Source organism: Sphingomonas sp. BK069, from assembly GCF_014193405.1.
Classification (GTDB): Bacteria; Pseudomonadota; Alphaproteobacteria; order Sphingomonadales; family Sphingomonadaceae; genus Sphingomonas.
This window is the reverse complement of sequence record NZ_JACHZH010000001.1, coordinates 1,702,600-1,728,723: the sequence shown is the minus strand read 5'-3', so window position 1 is coordinate 1,728,723 and position 26,124 is coordinate 1,702,600. Positions and strand designations below refer to the sequence as shown.

The 26,124-nt window shown below is 69.4% G+C and carries 24 protein-coding genes; 15 read left to right on the top strand and 9 right to left on the bottom strand.

Annotation, left to right across the window (positions count from 1 at the left end; genetic code table 11):
• Nucleotides 1-7: 7 nt before the first annotated feature.
• Nucleotides 8-2,041, top strand: coding sequence for a potassium-transporting ATPase subunit KdpB (kdpB, locus tag FHY02_RS08275; protein WP_183921298.1), 2,034 nt, complete (start codon nt 8-10; stop codon nt 2,039-2,041).
• Nucleotides 2,042-2,052: 11 nt separating this feature from the next.
• Nucleotides 2,053-2,652 carry a potassium-transporting ATPase subunit KdpC gene (kdpC, locus tag FHY02_RS08270; RefSeq protein WP_183921297.1) on the top strand — a complete coding sequence of 200 codons (600 nt, stop codon included), beginning with the start codon at nt 2,053-2,055 and terminating at the stop codon, nt 2,650-2,652.
• Nucleotides 2,653-2,756: 104 nt separating this feature from the next.
• On the opposite strand, the gene FHY02_RS08265 is transcribed toward kdpC, so the two are convergent.
• The 3 genes from FHY02_RS08265 to FHY02_RS08255 all read right to left on the bottom strand — a co-directional run bounded on the left by FHY02_RS08265 (nt 2,757) and on the right by FHY02_RS08255 (nt 7,728).
• Nucleotides 2,757-4,712 carry an energy transducer TonB gene (locus FHY02_RS08265; protein WP_183921296.1) on the bottom strand — a complete coding sequence of 652 codons (1,956 nt, stop codon included), beginning with the start codon at nt 4,710-4,712 and terminating at the stop codon, nt 2,757-2,759.
• 712 nt (nt 4,713-5,424) lie between these two features.
• Entirely contained in the window at nt 5,425-6,543 is a 1,119-nt protein-coding gene (locus FHY02_RS08260; protein WP_183921295.1) for a Gfo/Idh/MocA family protein, read from the bottom strand.
• Nucleotides 6,544-6,702: 159 nt separating this feature from the next.
• Entirely contained in the window at nt 6,703-7,728 is a 1,026-nt protein-coding gene (locus FHY02_RS08255) for a c-type cytochrome (protein ID WP_183921294.1), read from the bottom strand.
• A gap of 246 nt (nt 7,729-7,974) precedes the next feature.
• On the opposite strand from FHY02_RS08255, the gene FHY02_RS08250 reads away from it, so the two are divergent.
• Together FHY02_RS08250 and FHY02_RS08245 are read left to right on the top strand one after the other, a co-directional pair.
• Entirely contained in the window at nt 7,975-8,433 is a 459-nt protein-coding gene (locus tag FHY02_RS08250; RefSeq protein WP_183921293.1) for a TIM barrel protein, read from the top strand.
• A gap of 115 nt (nt 8,434-8,548) precedes the next feature.
• Nucleotides 8,549-10,693 (top strand): PQQ-binding-like beta-propeller repeat protein, encoded by a 2,145-nt coding sequence (locus tag FHY02_RS08245; protein ID WP_183921292.1) that lies wholly within the window; start codon nt 8,549-8,551, stop codon nt 10,691-10,693.
• Nucleotides 10,694-10,741: 48 nt separating this feature from the next.
• Here FHY02_RS08245 and FHY02_RS08240 read toward each other — a convergent pair whose 3' ends face one another.
• Together FHY02_RS08240 and FHY02_RS08235 are read right to left on the bottom strand one after the other, a co-directional pair.
• Nucleotides 10,742-11,491, bottom strand: coding sequence for a sulfite exporter TauE/SafE family protein (locus tag FHY02_RS08240; RefSeq protein ID WP_183921291.1), 750 nt, complete (start codon nt 11,489-11,491; stop codon nt 10,742-10,744).
• Nucleotides 11,492-11,623: 132 nt separating this feature from the next.
• Complete coding sequence (locus FHY02_RS08235) at nt 11,624-12,025, bottom strand: hypothetical protein (RefSeq protein WP_183921290.1); 402 nt, start codon at nt 12,023-12,025, stop codon at nt 11,624-11,626.
• A gap of 129 nt (nt 12,026-12,154) precedes the next feature.
• On the opposite strand from FHY02_RS08235, the gene FHY02_RS08230 reads away from it, so the two are divergent.
• From FHY02_RS08230 to FHY02_RS08215, 5 genes are all read left to right on the top strand, one after another.
• Complete coding sequence (locus FHY02_RS08230) at nt 12,155-12,424, top strand: hypothetical protein (protein ID WP_183921289.1); 270 nt, start codon at nt 12,155-12,157, stop codon at nt 12,422-12,424.
• A gap of 246 nt (nt 12,425-12,670) precedes the next feature.
• Entirely contained in the window at nt 12,671-13,636 is a 966-nt protein-coding gene (locus FHY02_RS08225; RefSeq protein WP_183921288.1) for a lysylphosphatidylglycerol synthase domain-containing protein, read from the top strand.
• On the top strand, nt 13,633-14,478 hold the full coding sequence (locus tag FHY02_RS08220) for an undecaprenyl-diphosphate phosphatase (protein WP_183921287.1): 846 nt from the start codon (nt 13,633-13,635) through the stop codon (nt 14,476-14,478). The genes FHY02_RS08225 and FHY02_RS08220 overlap by 4 nt, the downstream gene beginning before the upstream one ends.
• Before the next feature lie 53 nt (nt 14,479-14,531).
• Nucleotides 14,532-14,657, top strand: a complete 126-nt coding sequence (locus FHY02_RS22940; RefSeq protein WP_260172695.1) for a hypothetical protein — start codon at nt 14,532-14,534, stop codon at nt 14,655-14,657.
• 36 nt (nt 14,658-14,693) lie between these two features.
• On the top strand, nt 14,694-16,439 hold the full coding sequence (locus FHY02_RS08215) for a BCCT family transporter (protein WP_409322316.1): 1,746 nt from the start codon (nt 14,694-14,696) through the stop codon (nt 16,437-16,439).
• Between the two features lie 33 nt (nt 16,440-16,472).
• Here the strand turns inward: FHY02_RS08215 and FHY02_RS08210 are convergent, their stop codons facing one another.
• Both FHY02_RS08210 and FHY02_RS08205 read right to left on the bottom strand, forming a co-directional pair.
• Complete coding sequence (locus FHY02_RS08210) at nt 16,473-17,174, bottom strand: hypothetical protein (RefSeq protein WP_260172694.1); 702 nt, start codon at nt 17,172-17,174, stop codon at nt 16,473-16,475.
• On the bottom strand, nt 17,171-18,376 hold the full coding sequence (locus FHY02_RS08205; RefSeq protein WP_183921286.1) for a glycosyltransferase family 1 protein: 1,206 nt from the start codon (nt 18,374-18,376) through the stop codon (nt 17,171-17,173). The genes FHY02_RS08210 and FHY02_RS08205 overlap by 4 nt, the downstream gene beginning before the upstream one ends.
• A 99-nt stretch (nt 18,377-18,475) precedes the next feature.
• On the opposite strand from FHY02_RS08205, the gene FHY02_RS08200 reads away from it, so the two are divergent.
• The 3 genes from FHY02_RS08200 to FHY02_RS08190 all read left to right on the top strand — a co-directional run bounded on the left by FHY02_RS08200 (nt 18,476) and on the right by FHY02_RS08190 (nt 21,048).
• Nucleotides 18,476-19,153 (top strand): response regulator transcription factor, encoded by a 678-nt coding sequence (locus FHY02_RS08200; RefSeq protein ID WP_183921285.1) that lies wholly within the window; start codon nt 18,476-18,478, stop codon nt 19,151-19,153.
• The gene (locus FHY02_RS23290) at nt 19,150-20,538 is read left to right on the top strand and encodes an ATP-binding protein (RefSeq protein WP_183921284.1); all 1,389 of its coding nucleotides are present in this window, start codon (nt 19,150-19,152) and stop codon (nt 20,536-20,538) included. Before FHY02_RS08200 ends, FHY02_RS23290 begins: the two co-directional genes overlap by 4 nt.
• A 273-nt stretch (nt 20,539-20,811) precedes the next feature.
• Nucleotides 20,812-21,048, top strand: a complete 237-nt coding sequence (locus tag FHY02_RS08190) for a hypothetical protein (RefSeq protein WP_183921283.1) — start codon at nt 20,812-20,814, stop codon at nt 21,046-21,048.
• Between the two features lie 141 nt (nt 21,049-21,189).
• Here FHY02_RS08190 and FHY02_RS08185 read toward each other — a convergent pair whose 3' ends face one another.
• Together FHY02_RS08185 and FHY02_RS08180 are read right to left on the bottom strand one after the other, a co-directional pair.
• Nucleotides 21,190-23,277 (bottom strand): catalase, encoded by a 2,088-nt coding sequence (locus FHY02_RS08185; RefSeq protein ID WP_183921282.1) that lies wholly within the window; start codon nt 23,275-23,277, stop codon nt 21,190-21,192.
• A gap of 146 nt (nt 23,278-23,423) precedes the next feature.
• Nucleotides 23,424-23,858, bottom strand: coding sequence for a pyridoxamine 5'-phosphate oxidase family protein (locus FHY02_RS08180; RefSeq protein WP_183921281.1), 435 nt, complete (start codon nt 23,856-23,858; stop codon nt 23,424-23,426).
• Between the two features lie 214 nt (nt 23,859-24,072).
• Here FHY02_RS08180 and FHY02_RS22930 point away from each other — a divergent pair, with 214 nt between their 5' ends.
• The 3 genes from FHY02_RS22930 (at nt 24,073) to FHY02_RS08170 (ending at nt 26,029) form a co-directional block, all read left to right on the top strand.
• Nucleotides 24,073-24,228 (top strand): hypothetical protein, encoded by a 156-nt coding sequence (locus tag FHY02_RS22930; RefSeq protein WP_260158602.1) that lies wholly within the window; start codon nt 24,073-24,075, stop codon nt 24,226-24,228.
• Between the two features lie 139 nt (nt 24,229-24,367).
• A complete protein-coding gene (locus FHY02_RS08175; protein WP_311731796.1) occupies nt 24,368-25,531 on the top strand; it encodes a DUF2252 family protein in 1,164 nt (387 codons plus the stop codon).
• A 162-nt stretch (nt 25,532-25,693) separates the two neighbouring features.
• Nucleotides 25,694-26,029 carry a hypothetical protein gene (locus FHY02_RS08170; RefSeq protein ID WP_183921279.1) on the top strand — a complete coding sequence of 112 codons (336 nt, stop codon included), beginning with the start codon at nt 25,694-25,696 and terminating at the stop codon, nt 26,027-26,029.
• The last annotated feature ends 95 nt before the right edge of the window (nt 26,030-26,124 follow it).

Below are 26,124 nucleotides of genomic sequence, written 5' to 3'. Positions count from 1 at the left end.
GGCCATCATGGCGAAGACCCAGACCAAGAGCCTGTTCACGGCCGACCTCGTCGTGCCCGCGATCAAGGCAAGCTTCCTCAAGCTCAATCCCAGGGAGCTGGTCCGCAATCCGGTCATGTTCGTGACCGCGTGCGTGGCGACGCTGCTGACGATCACGATCAACATGGGTGGGGACGGGCTGACGCTCGCCTTCAAGGCGCAGCTGGTGGTGTGGCTGTGGCTGACGGTGCTGTTCGGCACCTTCGCCGAGGCGCTGGCGGAGGGGCGCGGCAAGGCGCAAGCGGCGAGCCTGCGCGCCACCAAGGCCGAGCTCACCGCCAAGCGGCTCAAGGGTGACGGCCGCCAGTATGAGAGCGTCGCTGCCAGCCAGCTCAAGGTCGGCGACGTGGTGCTGGTCGAGACGGGCGACCTGATCCCCTCGGACGGTGACGTCGTCTCCGGCGTCGCCTCGGTCAACGAGGCCGCGATCACGGGCGAGAGCGCGCCGGTGATCCGCGAGGCCGGCGGCGACCGCTCGGCGGTGACCGCGGGTACGCGCGTCATCTCCGACGAGATCCGCGTGAAGGTCACGGTGGAGCCAGGCAAGGGCTTCCTCGACCGCATGATCGCGCTGGTCGAGGGTGCCGAGCGGCAGAAGACGCCGAACGAGGTGGCGCTGACCGTGCTGCTCGTCGGGCTGACGATCATCTTCCTGATCGCGGTCGCGACCATCCCGGGCTTCGCCGCCTACACCGGCGGCAGCATCCCGGTGGCGATCCTCGCCGCGCTGCTGATCACGCTGATCCCGACGACGATCGCGGCGCTGCTCTCGGCGATCGGCATCGCGGGCATGGACCGGCTGGTGCGCTTCAACGTGCTCGCCAAGTCGGGTCGCGCGGTCGAGGCGGCGGGCGACGTCGACGTGCTGCTGCTCGACAAGACCGGCACGATCACGATCGGCGACCGCCAGGCGAGCGAGTTCCGCTCGGTCGGCGGCGTGAGTGATGCCGAGCTCGCCGAGGCGGCGCTGCTCGCCAGCCTCGCCGACGAGACCCCGGAGGGCCGCTCGATCGTGGTGCTCGCGCGCGACAAGTTCGACTTGCAGCGGCCGATGCCGCAGGGCGCCGAGATCATCCCCTTCACCGCCCAGACGCGCGTCTCTGGCATCAAGACCGGCGACACGCTGATCCAGAAGGGCGCGGTCGACTCGATCCTCAAGGCGAATGCCGGAGCAGGCGAGACCGCCGCCGCGACCGAGCTGCGCCGCATCACCGACGAGATCGCGCGTGCGGGTGGTACACCGCTCGCGGTCGCGAAGAACGGGCGCCTGCTCGGCGCGATCTTCCTCAAGGACGTGGTCAAGGCCGGGATCCGCGAGCGCTTCGGCGAGCTGCGCACCATGGGCATCCGCACCGTGATGATCACCGGCGACAACCCGCTCACCGCCGCGGCGATCGCGGCCGAGGCCGGCGTCGACGACTTCCTCGCGCAGGCGACGCCCGAGGACAAATTGGCGCTGATCCGCCAGGAGCAGACCGGCGGCAAGCTCGTGGCGATGTGCGGTGACGGCACCAACGACGCGCCCGCGCTGGCGCAGGCCGACGTCGGCGTGGCGATGAACACCGGCACGCAGGCGGCGCGCGAGGCGGGCAACATGGTCGATCTCGACAGCGACCCGACCAAGCTGATCGAGGTGGTCGGGCTCGGCAAGCAGCTGCTGATGACGCGCGGCGCGCTCACCACCTTCTCGGTGGCGAACGACGTGGCGAAATATTTCGCAATCATCCCGGCGATGTTCGTCGCGCTCTATCCCGGCCTCGGCGTGCTCAACGTGATGGGGCTGGCGACGCCGCAGTCGGCGATCCTCAGCGCGATCATCTTCAACGCGCTCATCATCCCGCTGCTGGTGCCGCTGGCACTCAAGGGCGTGGCCTATCGGCCGATGGCGGCGGGGCCGCTGCTGGCGCGCAACCTGGCGGTCTACGGCCTCGGCGGCCTGCTCGCCCCGTTCGTCGGCATCAAGCTGATCGACCTCGTCGTCGGTGGCCTCGGCCTCGCCTAAGGAGATAGAAGATGGGCAAGGATTTCTCTTCCGCACTGCGTCCGGCGATCGTCATGACCGTCCTGTTCGCAGCCCTCCTTGGTATCGCTTACCCGCTCGCCATGACGGGCTTGGGACAAGCGATCTTCCCGAGCCAGGCTAACGGCAGCCTGGTGCGCGACGCGCAAGGGAAGGTGGTCGGCTCGACCGTCGTGGGCCAGGCGTTCACGGGCGACCGCTATTTCCAGACCCGTCCCTCGGCCGCCGGCAAGGGCTATGACGGCCTGTCCTCCTCGGGCTCCAACCTCGGCCCCGCGAGCCAGGCGCTCGTCGACCGGGTAAAGGCTGATGTCGCGAAGCGGCGCGGCGAGGGCATCTCGGGCCCGCTCCCGGCCGATCTGGTGACCGCGAGCGGCTCCGGCCTCGACCCCGATCTGTCACCCGCGAGCGCGCTGGCGCAGGCGCCGCGGATCGCGCGGGTGCGCGGCGTCGCGGTCGAGCAGGTGCGCAATCTCGTCGCCAAGCTGTCCGAGGGCTCCGTTCTCGGTGAGGAGCATGTCAACGTGCTCGCGCTCAATCAGGCACTCGGCGCGCTGCCGCGCACCGCGGCAGCGGACACGCCGACGCGCTGATGCCAGCCGGAACGGGCGAGCGACCGGATCCCGAGGCCTCCTGCGCCAGGTAGCGCAGGAGGGCAGGTGACGGCTCACGACTATCCGCGGCGCCGCGCACCGCGTCACCGGCCCGGGAGCAAGAAAAGCACGGATTGCTGCTGCCCTGAGCAGGCCAGCGCGCCTTCCGGTCGGAAGGTGCTGCTGAAGCGAGCGACGCGTATGATGCCGTTTGCGGCTTCGTCGAAGATGAAGGGCGGGTAGGCGATCACGGCCCGCGGCGCGATCGTCCGTCCGTCCGGAGTGATGTCGAACGAGGTGCGTACCCAGCCCTCGAAGCCAAGCCGCTGTGCCTCCTGGGGAAAGTCACTGGCGCTGCCACTCATGCGCTGTACCGCAGGCTGAAGGCCAACGGTCGCACATTGCTCGGCAGTGAGCCCGGTACGATCGAATACGGCACGGGCGCCAGCGACATCGCCCTTCGCGGCAAGGACATTAGCCTCCTCGAGCAGTGCCGCGATCTTCAATGGATGGCGTGGTGGCAACGCCGGGTCGCCGCTCACCGCTGCCACGAGAACGGCCGCGTCTGCAGGCGGCCCTTTGCGGTACGCGGGTTGGGCGATCAGCAATCGCAGCGTTGCCGCCGACAGCGGATCGCCAGATACGTCAGGCCGCGCCAGAATGGTCCGCATCCGCGTCCGCCACGACTCGCTATCTTCGTCGACCTTCTCGGGCGCCACCATCTCGACATAGGTGCGCACCGCGACCGGTGGCGAGAGCGATGCCACAGCCGTTCGCACGATGGCGTGGAGGGCGGGTCGCTCTTGTTTGTCCAGCACGGGATTGTCGCTCAGCGCCAGCGCGGCCTGCGCCTGGGCTACGGCATCGTTCCTGGTGTGAGCCGCGGCGAGCGCCGCGCGTTGCGTGGCGAGCGCCAACGCGGCGGGCTGCTCGGCCCATGGTGGGGTCGGCGCACCTTTCTCGATCAGCCATGCCTCGAACGCATCCTTGAGGGGGCGTGTCACGCCAGGCGCACCATCCGCCTTGACGCAGCGCAACTCGACCCGCGTGGTGTAGCGGAACAGCGCGGGGATCTTCGCCACGTCCTCCGCACGCCACGACCAGTCCGTTACCGCGCGAGCGAATGCCAGGGCCTTTGCGCGATTACCGTTGGTGTAGACTGGGGCGACGCCGGCGACGTGCCCGTCGCGCTCCAGCGAGAATTCGACGATCGCTTCGTCCTCCGGGACCAGCCCACCTTCGCCGCACGCCGGCGGATCCATCGAGGCGGCTCTGGTGAACGGTGTGTCCCGCATCCGCCCAGCGCCGGTATAGGCGAGGTATAGTCGCGCATTGTCACGGTCGTTGTTCTTCAGCGCCGCGATCGCCAGGTCCGAGCGTGTCGCAATATCGTCGGCGCTGACACGGCCGGTCAGCCCGCCCTGCTTGCTCAGGCTGTTCTTGAGCTCGGTATAAGCCTCCTTCGCGCGTCCCTCGTTCAACAGGACGCGTGCGTGCACGGTCTGCACCGCCGCCAGATCCTTCTTGCTGAGAGCCGGCTCAGCGAGCACCAGTGTGCGCGCCTCTTCGGCCGCGGCCAGCGCGCGGCCGTCGTGATCGAACATCGTCACCAATGCCAGGCGCAACAGTGCCGGGACTCGCGCTCCCCCCTTCAGCGGATCGGCCGCGGCGCGGTATTCCTTCGCTGCCTCATCATAGTCGAAGGTGCGCTCGGCCAAGCGTGCGAGCGTCATGTGCGCCTCATAGACGTCACCGGAAAACTCGATGCCCTTCTCAGCAAGCACAGGCAGCCCCCGCGCGATCGCTGCCTTGCCTTCCTCCACCTGCCCGAGATCAACCAGGCAGCGCCCGTTGCGCACGTCGATCGTGGCAGCGAGTAGAGGGTTGCGGCTTCTCGCCATCGTAGCGAACATCTTGGCGGCCTCTGCGCAGCGGCCCTCCGCCACAGCCTGGCTCGCTGCATCGAAGCGCGCCTGTGCGCTCTGGGGAGCAGGTGCGGGCGCTTGCGCGGCTGCTGCCGCTTGACCCGCCAACACCAGCGCGAGCAATGATACGGGCATGACCCCTCCCTTAGTTGCGGCAGAGACATCACGGCGCGACGGCGCTGTCGAGGGAAGAAGCGCATGTTGGCGTGCGATGAGGCGCAGAGTCATCACCGTTCTGACATGCTTTGGCGTGCCGGCAGCCGCCGCCGAACAGCCCGTCCGCTACCCGGCGGGCAGCGTGCTCTTGCTCGTCGCTCCCTGGTGCGCCCCTTGTCACGCTGAGATCTCGCGGCTCGATGCGATCGCGCAGGCGGCCAAACCTCGGGCGGTGCGTGTGTTCATGGTAGAGGACGGACCACGTGCCCGGGCGATGTGGCGCGATGTTCCGGCGGTCTACCGCTGGACGCCGCCAGCCGGTGAAGAACGTCGCTACCGTAGCGATGCGATGTCACGCGCGGCGGGCCTGCCGTTCGGGTTTGTGACTGATGCAAGTGGCCGGGTGTGTGCTGCGAGAGGCGGCGGCATGGATGCTGAGCGGGTCGCCCTTCTCATCGCCGATTGTGGGAAGTCCTAGCCTCGCTTGACCGGGCGGAGCTGCGCTTCGGGTGTATCTCCCGTTCTAATAGGGAAGGCGCCCTAAGCACCTGGGCTTGCGGTCGCGCGTGCTCTCACACGACACGGGCGGTGGAAGCTGAAATGGATGTCCCGCTTCCCGATTGGCGGGTGCTCGCCGACCTTCTTCCTGTGCACCGTTCAAGATCGGGCTGCATCTAACCCGCTCGTTATTTCAATTCGTCGCCCCCGGTGATTTCGGCGGTAGAGCCACCGTCTGCCCGGTCGCGGCGGAGCGGCGCGCGGCATCCAGGATCCGCGCCACGACCAGCGCGTTGTCGAGCGAGGACGGGTCCGTCTCGGTCACGTCGGTGCGCCCGCGGACGACCGCGGCCAGGAAGGCGAACGGGTCGGCGAACGCGGGCGCGGGCGTCGCGAGCGTCCGATCGGCCGACTCGCCGCGGCGCCGCAGCAACAGCGTCTTTCCGTCGGGCGTCGACAGCACGCCCGTCTCGCCGAACAGCTCGATGTCCTTGCGGTGGTCTGGCCAGTTCCACGACGCCTGCAGGACGGCGGTGGCGTTCGGATAGGTCAGCACGATCGTCGCCTCGTCGTCGACCCGCGCGTAGACCGGGTCGCGCTTGAGCCGCTGGGTCACCGCGGTGACGCGGGTCGGCGCCTTGCCCTGCATCAGCCAGGTCATCAGGTTGGCGCCATAGCAGCCGAAATCAACGATCGCGCCGCCGCCGTTGGCGTTCGGATCGACCAACCAGGAGAGGAACTCGGGCTGTACGCCGATCTCCTTCGGGCCGAAATGACCGTCGCGGAACACCACCTTGCGGATCGCTCCGACGTTGCCTGCCACGAGCGCGCGACCCAGCGCTGTTCGGCTCGGATACCAACTGGTCTCGTAATTGGTGAGCAGCTGGATATGGTGTCGCCGCGCCAGGGCCGCCATGGCGGCGGCTTCCGCCGCGTCGAAGCTCAGCGGCTTCTCGACCATGACGTGGATCCGCCGCGGCGCCGCCGCCTCGACCACGGCGCGGTGCTCCGCGACCGCCCCGAAGGCCAGCACCGCCTCGGGTCGTACCTGGTCCAGCATCGGCGCGAGCCGGTCGTGCACGAGCGCGGGGTCGAGGTGATAATCGCGGACGTAGCGCGCGGCGACGGCGCGATCGGGCTCGTAGATGCCGACGATCTCGACATCGCCGATCGCGCGCCGACCGAGAAGTCCGCCGACATGGCCGTGGGTCAGGCGCGCGATCGCGACGCGGACCGGTCGATCCGTCCGCTGCGGCGCGGTCGCGGCCGTCGCGGCGAACATGATCATCAGAAGAGCGATCAGCCGGTACATCTCACCTCCAGCGGACCGTGCTTTCCGGCCCGTCCACCTCTGGTCCGACGTGCGACCGGGGCGAGGCGCAGGGTCAGACCACCACCTTGCCGCATCCGAGCCGCTGCCGCGCCCCTCTTATCGCGCCGCGCCAACGAGCGCGACGCGGGATCGACGCCATCAAGGATCGAGCGATGCCAGATAGGCCGCGAGGTTCACGATGTCCGCGTCGGAGAGCCGCGCGACCACCGGCTTCATCGCCACCGCGTTCTTGCCGTCGCGCGTGCCGCTTTTGAAATCATACAGCTGGCGGGCCATAGCGGTCGGCGATCGGCCGGCGATGCCGGGGAATTCGGCGCCCGAACCCCTCATGCCGTCACCATGGCACGAGGCGCAGGGCAAGGTCCTGCCCCCTCCGCCGCTCGTCGCGAGTGCCTTGCCTTTCTTGATGCTGCCCGCTGGTACATAGGCGATGAAGCCGGACGACGGATCGCGCAACGAGGTGCGCTCAAAATCCTGCGGCACCTCGATGATCCGGGTTCCGATCGGCTCGGTGGCGCCGCTCGGGTCAACCTTCTGTATCGCGTGCGCCGCCGGGCGGGTGACGGGCACGACGTCGCCCTCGATCAGGCGGAGCCTCTTCACAGGCTTGATCGAGTGGAAATATTCGGAGGCTTGTCGCGCATCGTCGAGCGGCAGTGCCTTCGCGATCTCGATCATCTTGGCGAGCGGCGCACCGTTGATCGACGCGTGCCGATGGTCGTCCCTCATGTCGGCGAGCTGTTGCAGCATGTAGTCGACGGGCAGACCGCGCAGATCGCTCGTGTCCGGCTTACCGCCGCCATCGATGAGATGACATTGTCCGCAGGCGTTGTAGGCACCCGCTCTCCCGCTGATCACGGGCGGTGGCGGGGTCGGATGACGCTCCGGAAACCAGTCGATCGTGGCGCGCTGCCCGTTGATCTGAGTGAAGGTGAAGGCCTGCTTGCTCCCGGGGACGTGGAACAACTTGCCCTCTTCCTTCTCGTCGTCCGGGATGCCGCGCGGATACGGCCATGCGGGGAAGTCCGTTCGTGCCAGCGCCGGCGGGGGATCGAACGTCGCTTTCTCGGCCGCGAACGCCTGGTAAGCGCGGCACGCGACGAAGCCGGAGGCGAGAACCGCCACGACCGCACCGTTCAGCAGAGCGGATCTGAACGAGAACATGGTGTTTCGCCTTCGCTGTGTGAGCGCCCGTCGAGCGCTGGAGCCGTGGGATCGCGACCCGATGCCGCAGACTAGCGCCCTCGTCCGAGCGCGCCTAGCCGCCGCGTCCGCGTCCTCATCTACGCTGCGTTTCTCAGTCGGCGATCAACGATCGCGACTGTTCAGCGGGGTTCAATCGTCGATCCTGGTGTCAGAGGGCCGTGAGAGCGTCCGCTCACCGCGGGGCTGGACGATACGCCGCGGATCATGGGCGGCACCCGGCGCGTCCATGTCCGCGCGCGCGCCGGCGCCGCGTCCGCGCCGTTCACGCTAGTGCCGAGCTACCCCGACCTGCCGATGGGAAAGGTCTATACCGCGACGCGCCAGACCGACACGCCGATGGTCTTCGCCCGCCGCATCGGCAGAGGGCGGGTGATCCATTTCCCTCTGTTGTTGGACGTCTATCACCTGCAGATCTCGGAGGTAGACGTGACGCGCTCGATCGAGCGGTTGCTGCCGCGGATCGGCCGCATCCAGATCGCCGGCAACCCGGGCCGACACGAGCCCGGCACGGGCGAGACCGACTATGCCGGGCTGCTGCCGCCCATCGGCTCGCTCGGTTACGCCGGCTGGATTGGCTGCGAATATGTTCCCGCGGCGGGCACGCTCGCCGGTCTGGGCTGGGCGCAGCCCTATCTCGACTCGGCGGCGGCGCAGGGGGGATGACGCGGGGCTGCTGCTGGTCGAGGCTGCGCACGGGTTGATGGCATAGCGTCGCGGATCCGCCTACGCTGAGTGCACGGTGACGCGTCGCCGAGAAGGGCCGACTAGGGGAGCGACGATGCGGGCGGGCAGGCGAGGGAAAGCGGCAGTCGTGCTCGCGGGCGCGCTGTTTCTGGGAAGCGCGGCGACGCCGCGGCGCGACGATGCACGGCCGCCGGCCGCGGCGGACTGGCCCTATTACCACGGCGATCCCGCCGCGACGCATTATTCCGCGCTGGACCAGATCACCGTGCGCAACGTCGCTCGCCTGACGAAGGCGTGGGAATATGACAGCGGCGACGCGTTCGGCGAGGGCGGGTCGCAATCCGACATGCAGGCCAACCCGCTCGTCGTCGACGGCCGCATGTACATCGTCACGCCCAAGGGGCGGCTGGTGGCGCTGAATGCCGCGACCGGGCGCGAGCTCTGGGCCTATGACCCGGCGCCCGCGCCGGTCGCGACACGCCAGCGCCTGCGCGGCGTCTCGTTTTGGCGGGACCGAGACCAGCGCCGCATCCTGTTCACCTTCGGGCACGCGTTGATCTCGGTCGACGCACGGACCGGCCGCCCCGACGCGCGCTTCGGCCACGGCGGTCGCGTTGATCTCCGCGAGGGGTTCGGCCGGCCGCTCGCGCAACTGACCGTCAACAACGTCACGCCCGGGGCGGTGTTCGAGGACCTGATCATCATGGGCTCGACCGGCCATACGCCGGGTGACGTCCGCGCCTTCGACGTGCGCACCGGCGCGATCCGCTGGACCTTCCACACCATCCCGCACAGCGGCGAGCCCGGCGCCGAGACCTGGCCGCATGACGCCTGGAAGACCGAGATCGGCGCCAACGTCTGGGCCGGGCTAACCGTCGACGTCGCGCGCGGCCTGGTGTTCCTGCCCGTCGCCTCGAGCGGGATGGGCGACCGCGACTTCTACGGCCCGACGCGCGCGGGCGCCAATCTCTACGCCAACAGCCTGGTCGCCCTGGACGCGCGCACGGGTCGACGGCGCTGGCACTTCCAGAGCGTCCACCACGACCTGTGGGATCGCGACTTTCCGGCGCAGCCAACGCTGGTGACGGTGCACGGCGTGCCCGCGATCGCGCAGACCACCAAGTCCGGGCTGGTCTATGTCTTCGACCGACGCGACGGCCGCCCGCTCTATCCGATCGAGGAGCGACCGGTGCCCGCCAGCGACATGCCCGGCGAGCAGGCGTGGCCGACCCAGCCGATGCCGACCGGGATCGCGCCGTTCGCGCGTCAGCGGCTCACACCCGACATCGTGACGCGGCGGACGCCGGCCGCGCATGCCGCGGTGACGGCCCAACTCGCCAGGTTGCGCAACCGTGGCCCGTTCGATCCGCCCAGCCTTCAGGGCACGGTGCTGCTGCCCGGCATGGACGGCGGCGCCGAGTGGGGCGGGGCGGCCTATGATCCCGACAGCGGCCTGCTCTACGTCAACGCCAACGAGATGGCCTGGACGCTGCGGCTGAAGCCGCGTCCGGTACGCACGGCGGGCAGCTCGGGCGCGGCACTGTACGCCAACCGTTGCGCGGCCTGTCACGGCGCCGACCGCGCGGGCGATCCGCCGCAGGTGCCCGGCTTGCGCGACGTCGGCGCGCGGCTGAGCGCGGCGCAGCTCGGGCGCCAGATCACGCAGGGCGGGGGGCGCATGCCCGGCTTCGCGGGCACGCTGTCGCCGGCGCAGGTGGCGACGCTGGTGCGCGACCTGCGCGGTGACCGGGAGAGTGCCGCGCCGCGCGGCAACGAGAGCGACGCCACGCCCGCGGCGGCGCCGGTCTTCGACGAGCCCTATGTGTTCGACGGCTATCATCGCCTGCTCGACCCCGACGGTTATCCCGCGCTGACGCCGCCCTGGGGCACCTTGTCCGCCCTCGACGTCAACACCGGCCGATGGGTGTGGCGCGTGCCTCTCGGCCGCTATCCCGAGCTCGGCCCGGCAGAGACGGGGAGCGAGAACTATGGAGGCGCAGTCGTCACCCGCGGCGGGGTGCTGTTCATCGCCGCTACCGTCTACGATCGTCGCTTCCGCGCCTATGACAAGCGCAGCGGCCGGTTGTTGTGGTCGACCGAGCTTCCCGCCGCAGGGCTCGCGACGCCCGCCACCTATGCGGTCGACGGCCGGCAATATGTCGCGATCGCGGCGGGCGGCGGCAAGGATCGCGGTCGGCGCCCGGGCGGCTCGGTGATCGCCTTCGCGCTGCCGCGGTAACAGTGACGCGAGCCTCGCCGCGGATTCACGGGAGCGGGCCGACCGCCGTCACGCCAGAGATTCCCATGTCAGTGCCGCGCCGACCACGATCATCAGCACGTAGATGGCCGTGAAGAAGCGCTCCGGTGCGATGCGGCGAACCAATGCCACGCCGGCGACCGTGGCAGCGAGCGCCACGGGAAGGAGCAGGAAGGACGTCAAGAGGTTTGCCCGCGTGAACTGGCCAAGCGCGAGGTACGCCGGCACCTTGATCCAGTTGACTGCGGCGAAGAAGATCGCGGTCGTGCCCACCAGGCGCTCGCGCGGCAGATCACGGGGAAGCACCCAGAGTTGGAAGGGCGGCTGGCCCGCGTGCGCGATCTGGCTGGTGAAGCCCGCGGCCACGCCGAAGAGCGTGCCGAGCCACTCGGGCCAACGCGCGATCTGGCGGGGACGCGGGCGCCGCGCCATCCAGAGCCGGTAGAGGCCGAAGAGGATCGAGATCACGCCGACCGCGGCCATCACCGCCTTCGGCGACACGCTCGCGGCGAAGCCATATCCCAGCGCGATGCCGACCATCGCGCCGGGCAGCATCCAGCCGATGAGGCGCCAATCGACGCTGCGCCGAAACGCCCACACGCCGACGACGTCCTGCGCGATAAGAAGCGGCAGCGTGATCGCCGCGGCCCGAACCGGATCGATCACCAGCGCGAGCAGCGGGAGCGATAGAGCCCCCATGCCCGCGAAACCGCCCTTGGCGAGTCCGAGCAGGATGATGGCGGGTATGGCCAGGGCATAGAAGTGCCAGTCGGTGATCATGCCGTGCCGTTATCCGGTTCGGCTGGTCTCGCCCACAGGCAAGCTCGATGAGGTGAGCGCTGCCGAGCCGCTTGCTCGGTGAACCGCCGCGCCCGATGCTCGCTTTCGATGCAGCCGCGCGCCCGGCCCGCCTCATCCTCCTGTCGCGCCATCGGGTTGTCCGCGCTGTCCCGCTCTGTTGCGAGAACCCTGGGTGGCATCTTCCTTGATGCGCGAGAGCTTCATCGGCGGCGCACCCTCGATCATGGTGCAGCTCTGGAAATCACGGTCGAACTCGACCGTGACACCGAGTGACTCCGAGCGGAAGCGTGACGGCGAGACGGCGATCAGCCGCTCCGCCCGCGCGCCGCCGACGAGGCGCGCGAACAAGCCTTCCGGTCGAGCCTCCAGAACGACCTTCAGGTCGCCGCCTTCGAAACGACTGGCGACCCGGGAGAGCTCGGCCGGCGACAACGTCTTCTCCTCGGCCTCGGGGGCGGCGATCTCCGGCCAGCCATAGTCGGTGGCGACCGCGCGGACGATCTCGCCGATCAAGCAACGCCCGTCACCACCGTTGGTCAGAACGACGATGTCGTCGCCGCTTTCCCGATAGGCGAAGGTTGGGTCACATAGGTGGAGCGGCCTCGGCCCTCTCAGACAAACTTTGTCACTCCTGAGCTAATCGTGAGCCGTACGCCGAATGTAGATGTTCGATCGCGTCATAATCGGGTGCGCGCTGAGGAAGGCAAGCTGATGACGGTACGAGGACTCTCTGTGTGGGTCGCGGTGGCGGGCGGTCTCCTGGCTACCCTCGTCGCGGTCGAACGACCGCATTGGTTCGGGCTTGAGGCGGCGGCGTCGGGCATCGACGGTCGCGCACCGCGGGTAGCGACCGAAGAGACCGGCAGGACGGCGCCGTGGAAAATTGACCGGCAGCGTTCGCTCACGCATTGAAGCGCGCATCGTGCGCAAGGTGTGAGCGACGCATGTCGACGCCGTCGCGCGCCACCTGTGCTCGGGCCGCTCGTCCTGTCTCAGCAGCCAGCCTGATCCGCTTCCGTCGATCTCTGTCAGTAAGGTTCGTGTAAGCGCGCCGCGTCAGGAGGGTCCTGACCACCGCGCCGGCCCCGCCGAGCCCCGGACCCGACCGCCGAGAGCGGCACGTCGGCACGCGGCGTGAGACGCCGAGACAGAGTTCACGTGATTCGTCCCCTTATCGTGGCGGCCCTGACGGTCGCGGTGCTGGCCGTCGCCGGCCTGGCACTGCGCGAGATCCTCGCGGGCATCGACTGGGACGAGGTACGGGCGGTGCTGCACGCGATGCCCGCGCCGGCGCTCGCCGCGGCACTGGCGTTGAGCGCAGCCAGCTATATCGTGCTGACCGGCTATGACGTGCTGTCGCTGCGCCTGCTCGGCCGACGCGTCCCCTATCCGATCGCCGCCATTGCTTCGTTCACCAGCTACATTTTTAGCCACAATCTCGGCTTCGCAGTGCTGACCGGCGGGAGTGCGCGGTACCGCATCTATCGACGGCACGGGCTGTCCGCCGCCGAGGTCGGGCAGATCATGGTCACCGCGGGCGTCACCTTCTGGCTCGGCGCGCTCCTGCTGCTCGGTGTCATGCTGCTGATCGTGCCGACGGTCCCGGCGGTCGCCGGCTGGGTTCCGTCTTCCGCGGTACAGCGCCTGGCGGCGGTGCTGATCCTCGCGCTGCTCGGCGGCTATGTCCTGCTGCTCGCGCGGCGCGGCGCCCCGCTGCGGGTGTTCGGCTGGCAGCTCCCGCTACCCGGCTGGCGCGTGGCGCTGCTCCAGCTCGCGCTCGGCGTGACGGACCTGCTGATCGCGTCGGGCGCGCTGTTCGTGCTGCTGCCCACCTCGGGCATGGAGCTCTATCCGTCGGTACTGGTGAGTTATCTGATCGCGATCATCGCGAGCCTGGTCGTCCACGCTCCCGGCGGGCTCGGCGTGTTCGAGGCGATCATGTTGGTGGCGCTGCCGCAGGTCGATCGCGCCGCGCTGCTCGCCGCGCTGCTGATCTTCCGCCTCGTCTATTATCTCATCCCGCTCGCGATCGGCTTGCTGCTGTTCCTCAGCCTGGAGGCCGCGGCGCTGCGCCGCCCGCGCGCGCGTCGGCCCGAGAATCCGGAAAGGACAGATTTCACATGATCACCGCCGACGGCGCGCGTTGGTTGGAGGCCGCCTTTCTCGGCCTGGTGCAAGGACTGACCGAGTTCCTGCCGGTCTCGTCCAGCGCGCACGTGCGCATCGCCGGCGCGCTGCTACCTTCGGGCAATGACCCCGGCGCGGCTTTCACCGCGATCACGCAGATCGGTACCGAAGCCGCCGTGCTGCTCTATTTTCGCCGGGACATCGGGCGGATCGCGGCGGCGTGGTGCGGCGCGCTGGCACGACCGCGTACGTCCTTGTCGCCCGACGCGCGGCTCGGCTGGCTGATCCTGCTCGGCACGCTGCCGATCGCGCTGCTCGGGCTCGCGCTCAAGCATCAGATCGAGGGCAACCTGCGCGACCTGTACGTGACCGCGACCATGCTCATCGGCTTCGGGCTGGTGCTCGGACTGGCCGACCGCCTGGGCGCGCGCCGCCGGTCGCTCGAGCGGCTCGGCTGGCGCCACGGCCTGTTGCTCGGGCTCGCCCAGGCGCTCGCCCTGGTGCCCGGGGTGTCGCGCTCGGGCGGCACCATCAGCGCGGCGCTGCTGCTGGGCTACACGCGCGAAGCGGCGGCGCGCTATTCGTTCCTGCTCGCGATCCCGGCGGTGCTCGCCTCGGGCGTGTTCGAGCTGGCCGATAGCTGGGGTAAGGCGAACCCGATCGGCGCCGAGCCGACGCTGCTCGCCACCGTCATCGCGTTCATCGTCGGCTATGGCGTGATCGTCGCGTTCCTCCGCCTGATCCGTACCCGCAGCTTCCTGCCCTTCGTCATGTACCGGCTCGCCGCTGGGGCGACCGTGCTGGCGCTGCTGACGAGCGGCATTATCGCGGCGCGCTGAGGCGGCAGAGCGCCCCGGTCGTCAGCGAGCGCGATCTAGGTTAAAGCGCCGGGATGACAGCCCGCCACATCAATCCCCGCGTCTTCTGGGGCGCGTCCGCGATCATCGTCGCGCTGCTCCTCACCACCATCGCGGTGCCGGGCAGTGCCGATCACGCCTTCAAGGCCGCGCAGGCCTGAGCGATCGACACGTTCGGCTGGTTTTACATCGCCGCGGTGGCGTTCTTCCTCGTCGTCGTCCTCCTGCTCGGTTTCGGTCCCGCGGGCAGGCTGAAGCTCGGCCCCGACGATGCCGAGCCCGACTTCCCCTATGTGTCCTGGCTGGCGATGCTGTTTGCCGCGGGCATGGGGATCGGCCTGATGTATTTCGCGGTCGCCGAGCCGATCCAGCATTACATCTCGCCGCCCGAGGCCGAGAGCGGGACGATCGGCGCCGCGCGCGAGGCGATGGCGATCACCTTCCACCATTACGGCGTCCACGCCTGGGCGATCTACGCGCTGGTTGGTCTCAGCCTGGCCTATTTCTCCTATCGCAAGGACCTGCCGCTGACGCTCCGGTCAGGGCTGTCGCCGCTGCTGGGCAGGCGTATCGACGGGCCGCTCGGCGATGCGATCGACATCTTCGCGGTGTGCGGCACGGTGTTCGGCGTCGCTACCTCGCTCGGCTTCGGCGTCTCGCAGATGACCGCCGGGCTGGCCTACAATTACGGCGTGCCCGACGGGACGACCACCAAGCTCGCGGTGATCGTGCTGGTCATGGGCGCGGCGACGCTGTCGGTGCTGAGCGGTGCGGACCGCGGCATCCGCCGCTTGTCCGAGCTGAACCTCACCGTCGCCGTGCTGCTGATGCTGTTCGTGCTGGCGCTCGGGCCGACGCTGTTCCTGCTACGCGCGCTGGTGCAGAACTTCGGGCTCTACCTCGACCATCTCGTGATACGTACCTTCACGCTCTACGCCTATGAGCCGCGCGCGTGGATGGCTGACTGGACGCTGTTCTACTGGGCGTGGTGGATCGCCTGGTCTCCGTTCGTCGGCATGTTCATCGCGCGCATCTCGCGGGGGCGCACGATCCGCGAGTTCGTCATCGGCGTGCTGTTCGTGCCGACCGCCTTCACCTTCCTGTGGATGACGGTCTTCGGCAACACCGCGATCGCGCTCGACCTCGGCGTCGCGCACGGCGGGATCGCGCAAGCGGTCCAGGCCGATCTCTCGACCGCGTTGTTCAAGTTCCTGGAGTATCTGCCCGCGGCGGGGGTCACCTCGACGCTGGCGATCGCGCTGGTGGCGGTCTGCTTCGTCACCTCGGCGGACTCGGGCGCGCTGGTGATCGACACGCTCGCCTCGGGCGGGGCGGAGGACACGCCGCGCTGGCAGCGGATCTACTGGTGCGTGCTGCTGGGCGTGACCGCGGCGCTGCTGCTGCTCGCCGGCGGCCTCGGCGCGCTCCAGGCGGCGACGCTGCTCGCGGCGCTGCCGTTCTGCTTCATCATGCTGATGCTGGCGGTCGGGCTGATCCGGCAGACCAACGCCGATCTCGCCGGCATCACGCTCTCCGACGAGGCGCCGGCGGTCGGCGAGCGGCTCAAGCGGCTGCTGGTGCCGGCCCGCCGCGATGACATCCTGCGGCAGCTGCGCGACACCGGCGAACCCGCGCTCCGATCGGTGTACGAGGCGCTGCGGGAGGAAGGCTGGAGCGACAGCGAGCTCGTGCTGACGGACGACGCGATCGCCTTGTCGGTCGGTGCCGACACCCAACGCGCGTTCAGCTATCGCCTGACGCCCCGGTCACGGCCGCTCGCCGCCTACACCGCGCTGGAGGCGTCGGAGGCGCGCCGCAGCGTGGCGTGGTTCCTCGCCGCGCAGAGCAGCGTGGGCACGCGTGCGCGCGACCTCACCGACCCCACCGTCGAGCAGGTCAAGGCGGACGTGGTCGCTCAGCTCGAGCGATGGCGGCTCGGCTAGCCGGCTCCTCGGCGCGTGCGCGGATCCCGCACGTCACAGCGAGCGGACGAGGCGGATGCCCGCGCGCGGGTGCCAAGTATCGCCCGTCTCGCGCCGCGCCCCCAGCCCGGCCTGCACCTCGAGCCGCGGCGATAGCGCCTGGTGCAGCTGCGGCATCACCAGCGTCGACCGCTCGCGACCCGCGCGCACGTTGACCTCGACCCCGATCGTGGTGTCGTCCCCCGCGGCATAGAAGCTGGTGTGGTTGACCAGCAATGCCCGCTCGGCCGCGCCCGCGGCGCTGACGTCGCCGATGCCGACCATGCTGAGCGTGCTCACGCGCGCGCCGAAGCGATAGCCGATGACGTAGAGCAGCGAGCTCTCCCAGCGGCGGTGCGCGCGGTTCCACAGGCCGAGATACTGGACGCCGTGGATGCCGCGGCCGCCGTCGAGCAGGCTGAAGGTGCCCTGCAGGCCCAGCTTCAGGTCGGTGAGGCGGCGGTTCTCGAACGGCAGCTCCAGCTCCACCGCGAACCCGTCGGCGACCGCTAGCTCCACCTCCGGCGCCCATTCCACGACCGGCGACGGACCGGACAGGTCGCGCTGCGCCAGCGTGTTGACCTCGAGCTCGCCGCGTTTGGCGCCGAGCGGACGGACGAGATCGAACACCATCGGCTCGGCGATATCGGGTGCCTCCTGCGCCGCCGCCGGAGCGCAGGCGAGCAGGGGCGCGGTGAGCGCGACGGCGCGCCTCATCGGCCAGACCCGTGATCGGCGAGCAGCTCGTGATAGGCGTCCCACACCATCGCACTGGCGCGCTCCCAGCTCCAGCCGGCGCTCGCGGCGCGAACGCGGCGGCCGAGCAGGCGCCGCCGATCGGGGAACATCGTCAGCCGCGCCAACGCCTCGGTCGCGCCGGCGAGATCGCCGCGGCGATAGTAGAGGCCGTTGTCGCCGAGCAGCGCGCGCGCGCTCGCCACGTCGACGCTGACGGTCGGCAGCCCGGCCGCCATCGCCTCCAGCGTGACGTTGCCGAACGCCTCGGTGACGCTGGGGTTGAAGAAGATGTCGGCGCTCGCCACCGCGCGGCCGAGTTCGGCGCCCGCGAGGTGACCGGTCATCACCGCCTGCGGCAGCCGGCGGCGCAGGGCAGCCAGCTCGGGTCCGTCGCCGACCACGAGCGGCTGCACCGCGACTCCGGCAGTCGCCAGCGCCTCGATCACGTCGGCGTAATCGGCCACGCCCTTCTCGCGCACCAGCCGCCCGAAGAAGAGGATCGCGCAGGTATCGTCGGCGATGCCGCGCGCGCGGCGCCAGCCGAGATCGCGCCGCGCCGGATCGAACTGCGCGCGATCGACGCCGCGGCTCCACAACCGCGCGCGCTCGCCCGCGCCCGCGGCAACGAACTCCGCCAGGATCGGCAGCGTGGGCACCAGCACCCGGTCGCAGCGCGCGTAGAAGCGCTCAAGATGACGCTCCAGCAGCGGCCGGATCAGACCGGCGCCGTAGAAAGCGGCATAGCTCTCGAAGCGCGTGTGCAGGCTGGCAATTAGCGGCAGGCGCTCGGCCCGCGCGAAGCGCTGCGCGGCGGCGCCGGTCCAGTCGGGGGCGGAGACGTGGATCAGGTCGGGCGCGAAGCGGCGCAGGTCGGCGCGGACGCCGCGCGGCAGGCCGAGCCCGAGCCGATACTCGCCGCGTCCCGGCAGGCTCACAGAAGGCACCGAGACGAGCGTCCCGGCGGGCGCGAAGGCGGGTTCGCGCGCGGTCGGGGAATAGACCCGCACGCGCGCGCCGCGGTGCTCCAGGTCACCGACCAGGCGGTTGAGCGCGCGGTTGGCACCGTCGCGAACATAATTGTAATTGCCCGAGAACAGCGCGATCCGTGGCGGACGCGTCGGAGCAGGCGCGGGGACAGGAGCGGGGGCGCGGTCGCGCACCCGGGTGACGATGGTGGCCATGATTGATCTCTTCGGTTGCGGCGCGGATGCTGCGTCGCTCCGGCGCGGGCTAGGCCGGACGGCTTACGCCAGCCTTACGGCGGGTCGCCGGGGCCGTGCATGCGGCTGCTGATCGTCGAGGATCATGACGAGCTGGTCGCGCTGCTGCGCCGGCTGCTGGCGGAGGCGGGGTTCGCGAGCGACCATGCCGGCAGCGCCGAGGACGCGCTGCTGATGCTGGAACTCGGCAGCTATGCCGCGGTGGTGCTCGACGTCGGCCTGCCCGACGGTGACGGCCGCGAGGTGGCGCGGCAGCTGCGCGCGCGCGGCGACACAACACCCGTGATCCTGCTCACCGCGCGCGGCAGCGTCGAGGATCGCGTCGCCGGGCTGGCGGCGGGGGGCGACGACTACCTGGTCAAGCCGTTCGCGCCCGAGGAGCTGGTCGCGCGCGTCCAGGCGCTGCTGCGGCGCAGTGGGCTGGTGGCCGATCGTCCGATCGCGTGCGGCAATCTGCGCTTCGATCCCGCCACCCGGGAGGTGCGCGTCGCCGGTCGGCCGGCGGTCCTGTTCGCGCGCGAGCTCGCCCTGTTCGAGCTGCTGATCCAGCGGCGTGAGCGCGTCGTCGCCAAGGCGCAGATCGAGGCGCAGCTGTTCGGCATGGAGGAGACGCTCGGCTCCAACGCGCTGGAGGTGTGCGTCCATCGGCTGCGCCGCCGCCTCGCCGAGGCGGGCGCCAGCGCGCAGATCGTGACCGTGCGCGGCGTCGGCTACATGCTGGCCGAGACGGGGGGGTGAGACGTCCACGGCCCTCGCTGTTAGCGCGCATCCTGTGGTGGCACGCCGCGGCGGTGCTGCTCACCGCACTGGCGGCATCGGCGAGCGTGTACCTGTTCCTCAACGCCACCGCCGACCGCTTCGAGCGGCAGACGTTGCGGTCGGAGGCGCTGGCGGTGCGCGACCAGCTCGCGGCACGCGCGGGAGGCGCGCCGGCGCCGGCGAGCCCGGGCGACCGTGCGCGACTGGAAGCGGCGGGTCTGGGCTATGCGGTGCTCGACGCACGCGGCACGGTGGTGTTGGACCGGCTGCCCGCGGCGCTGCGCCCCGCGCTCCGGATCGCGCGCGGGGACGGCGAACGCTATCTGACGCGGCGCTCGCGGCGCGCCTTCTACGCCGCGCTGAGCGTGCCCGTGACGCTCGGCGGAGAGCGGCACTGGATCGTCGCGGTGCAGAACCTCGACCATCCCGCCAACGTCGTCGACGACGTGATCCAGCAGTTCCTCGCCCATGCCGCGCTGGTGGTGCTGCCGCTGCTGGTGCTGCTGCTCGGCGTGGACGCACTGATCGTCCGAAGCGCGCTGCGCCCGGTCCGTCGCGCCTCGGCACTGGTGCGCACGGTCGGGCCGGCGCGGCCCGACGTGCGGCTCGCCGCGGCCGATCTGCCCGCCGAGGTGCGTCCGCTCGCCGAAGCGATCAATGACGCGCTCGATCGCCTGACGGAGAGCCTGGACACGCAGCGCGCGTTCACCGCGGACGCCGCGCACGAGCTGCGCACGCCGATCACGCTCGCGCGGATCCGCGCCGAGCAGGTGAGCGATCCCGCGCTCGGCGCCGCGCTCAAGCGCGACCTCGACGCTCTGGGACAGATCGTCGCGCAGCTCTTGGAGATCGCGGAGCTCGACTCGCTCGCCCTGGTGCCACACGCACCGGTCGACCTCGCCGCCCTGGCCGAGCAGACGGTCGCGGCGATCGCGCCGCTGGCGTACCGGCGCGGTTACGCGATCGCGCTCGACCGGCCGGCAGCTCCCGTCATGGTCGCCGGGCATGCCGGCTTCCTCGCGCGCGCGCTGGGTGCGCTCGTGGAGAATGCGGTTCAGCACACGCCGTCGGGCACGAGCGTCACGGTTGAGGTGACCTCGGCGGGTGACGTCAGCGTCACCGATGACGGACCCGGGATCGCGTCTCATCAGCAGGATGCCGTCTTCCAGCGCTTCTGGCGGCGCGAGCGCGGGGCGGGTGGTGGCGCCGGCCTCGGCCTCGCCATCGTGGCGCGGGTCGCGAGTATCCATTGCGGCCACGTCGAGCTGGTGTCCCGCCCCGGGCGCACGCGCTTCCGCTTCGCGATGCCCCGCATGACCGAAGAGGGGCCGGGTCGCTTCGTCCCGCCGAGGGACATTCGATAGAAGCAGCGGGACGGGTGAGGCAGAACGAGGGCGCCGCCCGCTGCACATCGAGCCGACGGACGTCGCCGCGTAAGGTTCAGGTAAGCTGGTCTTCGTAGACCGCATCGCGGCAAGCGCCCTGTCGCGCCAGCCTGGTCGCTCGCCGACGGTTCGATCCAGTAGCGGGAGTGAGCCACCGCGGGGAACGGATCGCTACTGTCTCGCGGGCCACCGGGGAGCGGTGAAGCGGGATGCGCGCCGGAAGAAGAGACGGCGCAATCGGGGGAATGATCGATGCCGAGTTACAGACTGGAGCACAGGGTCAACGATCGCGTCATGGCCTCGGTCCGGTTCGCGCGGGCGAGTGATGACGGCGCACGTCTCGCTGTGATCCTTGCGGCCAGCCGCATCGGTCTGTTCACGGATCAGGCAACCGATCAGGTACTGACCTTGTCAAGCGAAGGCGGTGCGGAGGTGTTCGCCATGACCAACGAGTCGATGACGCCGGCCCTGCTGCAACTTCACGGATGAGGGCCGGCACTCGCATGGTCCGCTATCGCGTCTCCGGGACCCGACGGCAAGGCGTAGCGCCGAGATGAGGAGGCGACACGGGCGCCCGCCCGGTGCGGCGCCGCGGCTGGTCCCACGGGACAGGACCAGCCGCGTCGTCAGTCACGCCAGCGTGCGAACGCTGGGCTCCCGATCCCAGTAGCGCTTCTTCGCCGCCTCGACGAAGCCGGCCAGGTCGGTGACACCGTCGTCAGGCTCGACACCTGCCTTGTCGAGCAGCGGCTTGGCGGCGGCGTTGTAGCCGATCGCTTTCAGGTGACCGAACGCGTCCATCACCCATTGTACCGCCGCGCCTTCCTTGAGCAGCTTGGTGCAGGCAGCCTCCGCCAGGATCACCGCGCACGCGTCCACCGTCACGGAGGGCTGGCCGAACAGTTGCGCGTCCGCGGTGATGGCGGAGCCGTCGGCGAGCGGCACCTTGCCGACCTTGGGCGCGATCGTCATGGGCGTGCCGCCGGCTTGCTTCACCGCAGTCTTCACCGCGTCGAGCTCGCCCGCGTCCGTGCCGTCGGCGATCAGGATGCCGACGGTGCGACCCTCCAGCGTGTGCTTCTCGAGTGGGCCGCGGATGATGCGAAGCGCCGGTGAAGGATCCATGTCGAGCACCGGCGCGGCCGTCTTCGACGCCGGCGGCAGGTCCATCGCGAGACCGTCGGCGACGCGGCTGGCCAGACTCTCGTCGACATTGCGGAGATTGGCCATCACCGCCACGCGGATATGCTCGAGGCTGACCTTGCTCAGCTCGAACACCAGTGCCGAGGCGATATGCGCCTGCTCGGCCGGATCCATCGAGCGGAAGAACAAGCGCGCCTGGCTGTAATGGTCGGCGAAGCTCTCCGGGCGGACGCGCAGCTTCGGGCCTTCTTCCTGCGACGGGAAGGTGATGTACCCGCCGGTCGGATCCTCGCGCGCGCCGGCTTCCTCTCCCGCGCGGGCGAGGCTGTTGGGCTCGTAGTTGGCGCGGCCTTTCGGCACCGCCATCTGCATGTGGCCATCGCGCTGCTGGTTCATGAAAGGGCAGCCCGCCGCGGCCGCGCGGCCCTTGGCAGCGTTGATCGGCAGCTGGTGGAAGTTGACCGAACCGAGACGCGACAGCTGCGTGTCGGTGTAGCTGAAGAGCCTTCCCTGCAGCAGCGGATCGTTGGAAAAGCCGATGCCGGGAACGACATGGCTCGGGACGAACGCGGCCTGCTCGGTCTCGGCGAAGAAATTGTCCGGATAGCGGTCGAGTACCATCCTGCCGACGATCGTGACGGGCAGGACCTCTTCCGGGATGATCTTGGTCGCGTCGAGCACGTCGTACGGCTGGCTGTTGGCGAACTCCTCGTCGAACAGCTGCACGCCCAGCTCCCAGGTCGGAAAGTCGCCGCGATCGATGCTCTCGAAGAGGTTGCGGCGCTGGAAGTCGGGATCGGCGCCGGCGATCTTCACCGTCTCGTCCCAGATGGTCGAGGCGAGGCCCGCCTTGGGCTTCCAGTGGAACTTGACGAAGGTGCTTTTCCCTTCCTTGTTGATGAAGCGGAAGGTGTGAACGCCGAACCCCTCCATGTTGGCGAAGGTACGCGGCAGCGTTCTGTCGGACATCGCCCACATGATCATGTGGGTCGACTCAGGCATCAGGCTGATGAAGTCCCAGAAGGTGTCATGCGCGGTCGCCGCCTGCGGGTAGCCGCGATCGGCTTCCATCTTCGCAGCATGGATCAGGTCGGGGAACTTGATCGCGTCCTGGATGAAGAAGACGGGGATATTGTTGCCGACGAGATCCCAGTTGCCCTGGCGCGTGTAGAACTTCACCGCGAAGCCTCGGACGTCCCGCGGCGTATCGACCGATCCGGCGCCGCCCGCGACCGTGGAGAAGCGCGTGAACACCTCGGTGCGCTGCCCCTCCTTCTGGAACAGGTCGGCGACGGTGATGTCGGCCAGGCTCTTCGTGCACTCGAAATAGCCGTGCGCGGCAGAACCGCGCGCGTGGACGATGCGCTCGGGGATGCGCTCGTGATCGAAATGATTGATCTTCTCGCGATAGATCTCGTCTTCCAGCAGCACCGGTCCGCGCGGGCCGGCCTTCAGCTGGTTCTGGTTGTCGGCGATCGGCGTCCCGTGATTGGTGGTGAGGACGGGATGCGCATCGTCGGCGACCTGATGCGTTTCACCGCCCGCGCCGGTGTTGCGTGAGAATGTCTCGGCCATTGTTAGCTCCTTGGGACTCAAGCGAGCGAACGGATCAGCGCGAACGTCGGGTACATGTATAATCTAAATCAACACGATCTCTGGCGGAAGCACCTTCCCGGCGAGATGCCAGGCGGCCGGCGCGTGGTCGGCCCCTGCGTCGTGGTTCAGATGGCGATCTCTCCCTCGTCGCCGCCGTCCCAGTAGCGGATCCGGTCCGCTCGGACGACGATCATGACGACGCCCGGGGTATCGATGCCCTCCGCAAAATAGCGGTCGACGTCCTTGGTCCAATGCGCCTCAAACTGCGCCTTGTCCTCGATCAGCGTGGCCTGTCCCTCGACGGCGACGAACAGCGGCGGACCGCCGAGCATTCCGGCAGCGCCGGTGTAGCTCAGCGTCACCGCGGGGTGAGCGCGGATGTCGGAGACCTTTCGCGAGTCGTCGTAGGCGAAGAAGTAGCTGTCGCCCTGGTACTCCACGTCGCCGTTATTGCTCATCGGCCGCGCGGTGAGCGCGCCCGCGGCGGACCGCGTGGCCAGCATGGCGAAATCCAGCTTCGCCATCTTTCGTGACAGCTCATCTAACGTCAGTTCGGCCATGTGCCCCCCGCGATCGGCGATGCACGTCGGCGACCGCCGCCAACTCACTTATCCGCCTCGACCGTCTCAACAAAGCGCGGGCTCGCTGGTTCATCGATCCCGGCTATTCGGCTGACCATGCGACCGCTTCTCAACGGTGGACGTGTCGGCGCCTGTCCCAGTCCGGGACCGCGGCGCCACTATCATTGCCGGGGTGGTGAGCTAAGCGGGGAATGTGTCTGAACATGTCCGTTATCTCGCCGCGCGTCGGCCGTCCGTGGACGGCGAGGAGCAATGGGGTCTCTATCTGCCCAGCGAGGAACGCTGGATCGATATCGTCTTCCGTTCCAAGCGCGAGGCGGAGCGGCTCATCGACGAGATGCGCCAGTAAGGGAGCTCATCTGGCTTGCCGTCGTCGCGGCCAGCCAAGGCGTTGGAACGACGCGAGCCACGCGCCGTTCGGCGGAGATGACGATAACCCACATCAGGCGCCGCGATTGAGCGGCGTGATCCCGTCGCACCGCCGAGGCGTGCTCAGCGCCGCCCGCGATACCAAGATGGCCCGATCCGCCCACGCCTATGTCCGCGGCAACACCGAGCGCTTCTACGAGTGGCTGGCGGCCGCACCGATCCGCCTTCCCGAGGGGCCGCCGGTGTGGATCTGCGGCGATTGCCATCTCGGCAACCTCGGTGCGGTCTCCGACGGCGGTGAGGGATTGGACGTCCATATCCGTGATCTGGATCAGGCGGTCATCGGTAATCCGACGCATGACCTGATCCGCCTCGGCCTGTCGCTCGCCACCGCCGCGCGCGGTTCTGACCTGCCCGGTCTGGCGACGATGCAGATCCTCGACGCGATGCTGGCCGGCTATGTCGCCGGGGTCGTCGATCCGGTCGCGGGCCAAGCCGGGGTGGAGCCCGATGCGGTGAAGAGCGTGCGGCGACGCGCCGCGCGCCGGCGCTGGAAGCATCTCGCGCGCGAACGCCTGGAAGGCGGCGAGCCGCGCCTGCCGCGCGGGGACAAGTTCTGGCCGCTCACCGACCGCGAGCGCGCGGCGCTCGACGAGCTCGTCTCCCGCCCCGACGTGTGCGACATGGTGCTCTCGCTCGACCCGGGCAATCGCCGACGCCGCGTCCGGCTCGTCGATGCCGCTTATTGGATGAAGGGGTGCAGTTCGCTGGGGCTGAGGCGCTATGCGGTGCTCGTCGCGCTCGATCGTACGCGGCGGCGCTCGCGCTACGCCTTGGTCGACATCAAGGAAGCGGTGACGTCGGTCGCGCCGACCATGCACGCCGCCGCGATGCCCGCCGATCCGGCCGAACGCGTGCGTCGCGCCGCCTGCGCCTTGTCTCCCCTCCTGGGCTCGCGCATGCTGCCGGTGACCATGATCGACGGCTCCTTCTTCATCCGCGAGCTCGCGCCGCAGGACCTGAAGATCGAGGTGGATCAGTTCTCCCGCGGGGAGGCGGTGCGAGCGGCGCGCTATCTCGCCTGCGTCGTCGGCGTGGCGCACAGCCGGCAGATGGACGCGAGCAGTCGCGCGATGTGGGGTGAGCGGCTGCTCGCCGACACGACCGGCACCAACGGCACGCCGACGTGGCTGTGGCGCAGCGTCGTGGCGCTCGCCGGTCAGCATGAGAGCGGCTATCTCGAACATTGCCGTACGGTCGCGCTGCGTCGGACGGCAGCGTAGGATGACCGTCGAGGTGGAACGCCGCGTGGTGATCAGGTCTCGCGAGGGACGATGCGTGTCCCGCGGAAGGTCGGCGGGGCGCGCGTCGCGTCGGCAGCTTTCGATTGGATGCGCCGAACCGCTTGGCTACAGGCTGGCGACCCGGTGCAGGTAGATCGAGCGATGGCCAGACGTTCCAAACATGATCCCTACGATCATCTTCCGCGGGAGGATGAGGGCGCGTCCGCGCCGGTGCCGTGCTGGCTCTGTGGACGGCCGACCGGCAAGACGATCGTGTGGCATCATCCCGTGCCGAAGAGCCGCGGCGGCCGCGACGTCGTGCCGATGCATCCGATCTGCCAGCAGACCCTGATCACGAACTTCACGAATTCCGAACTGCAGCGGCACGGCATGGACGTGAGCGGTCTGCTCGATCATCCGAACGTGCGCAAATTCGTCGACTGGGTGGCGAAGAAGGAACCGGATTTCACCGCGACCATCACGAAGAAGCAGCGCTGACAGTCGGCCCGTGATCGGCGGGTGCTGCTTGTCCTGGCACTCGCCCGCCGCGGTGACGCCCGAGCGCTTCCGGCCTGTCGACGATGTCGACGGGC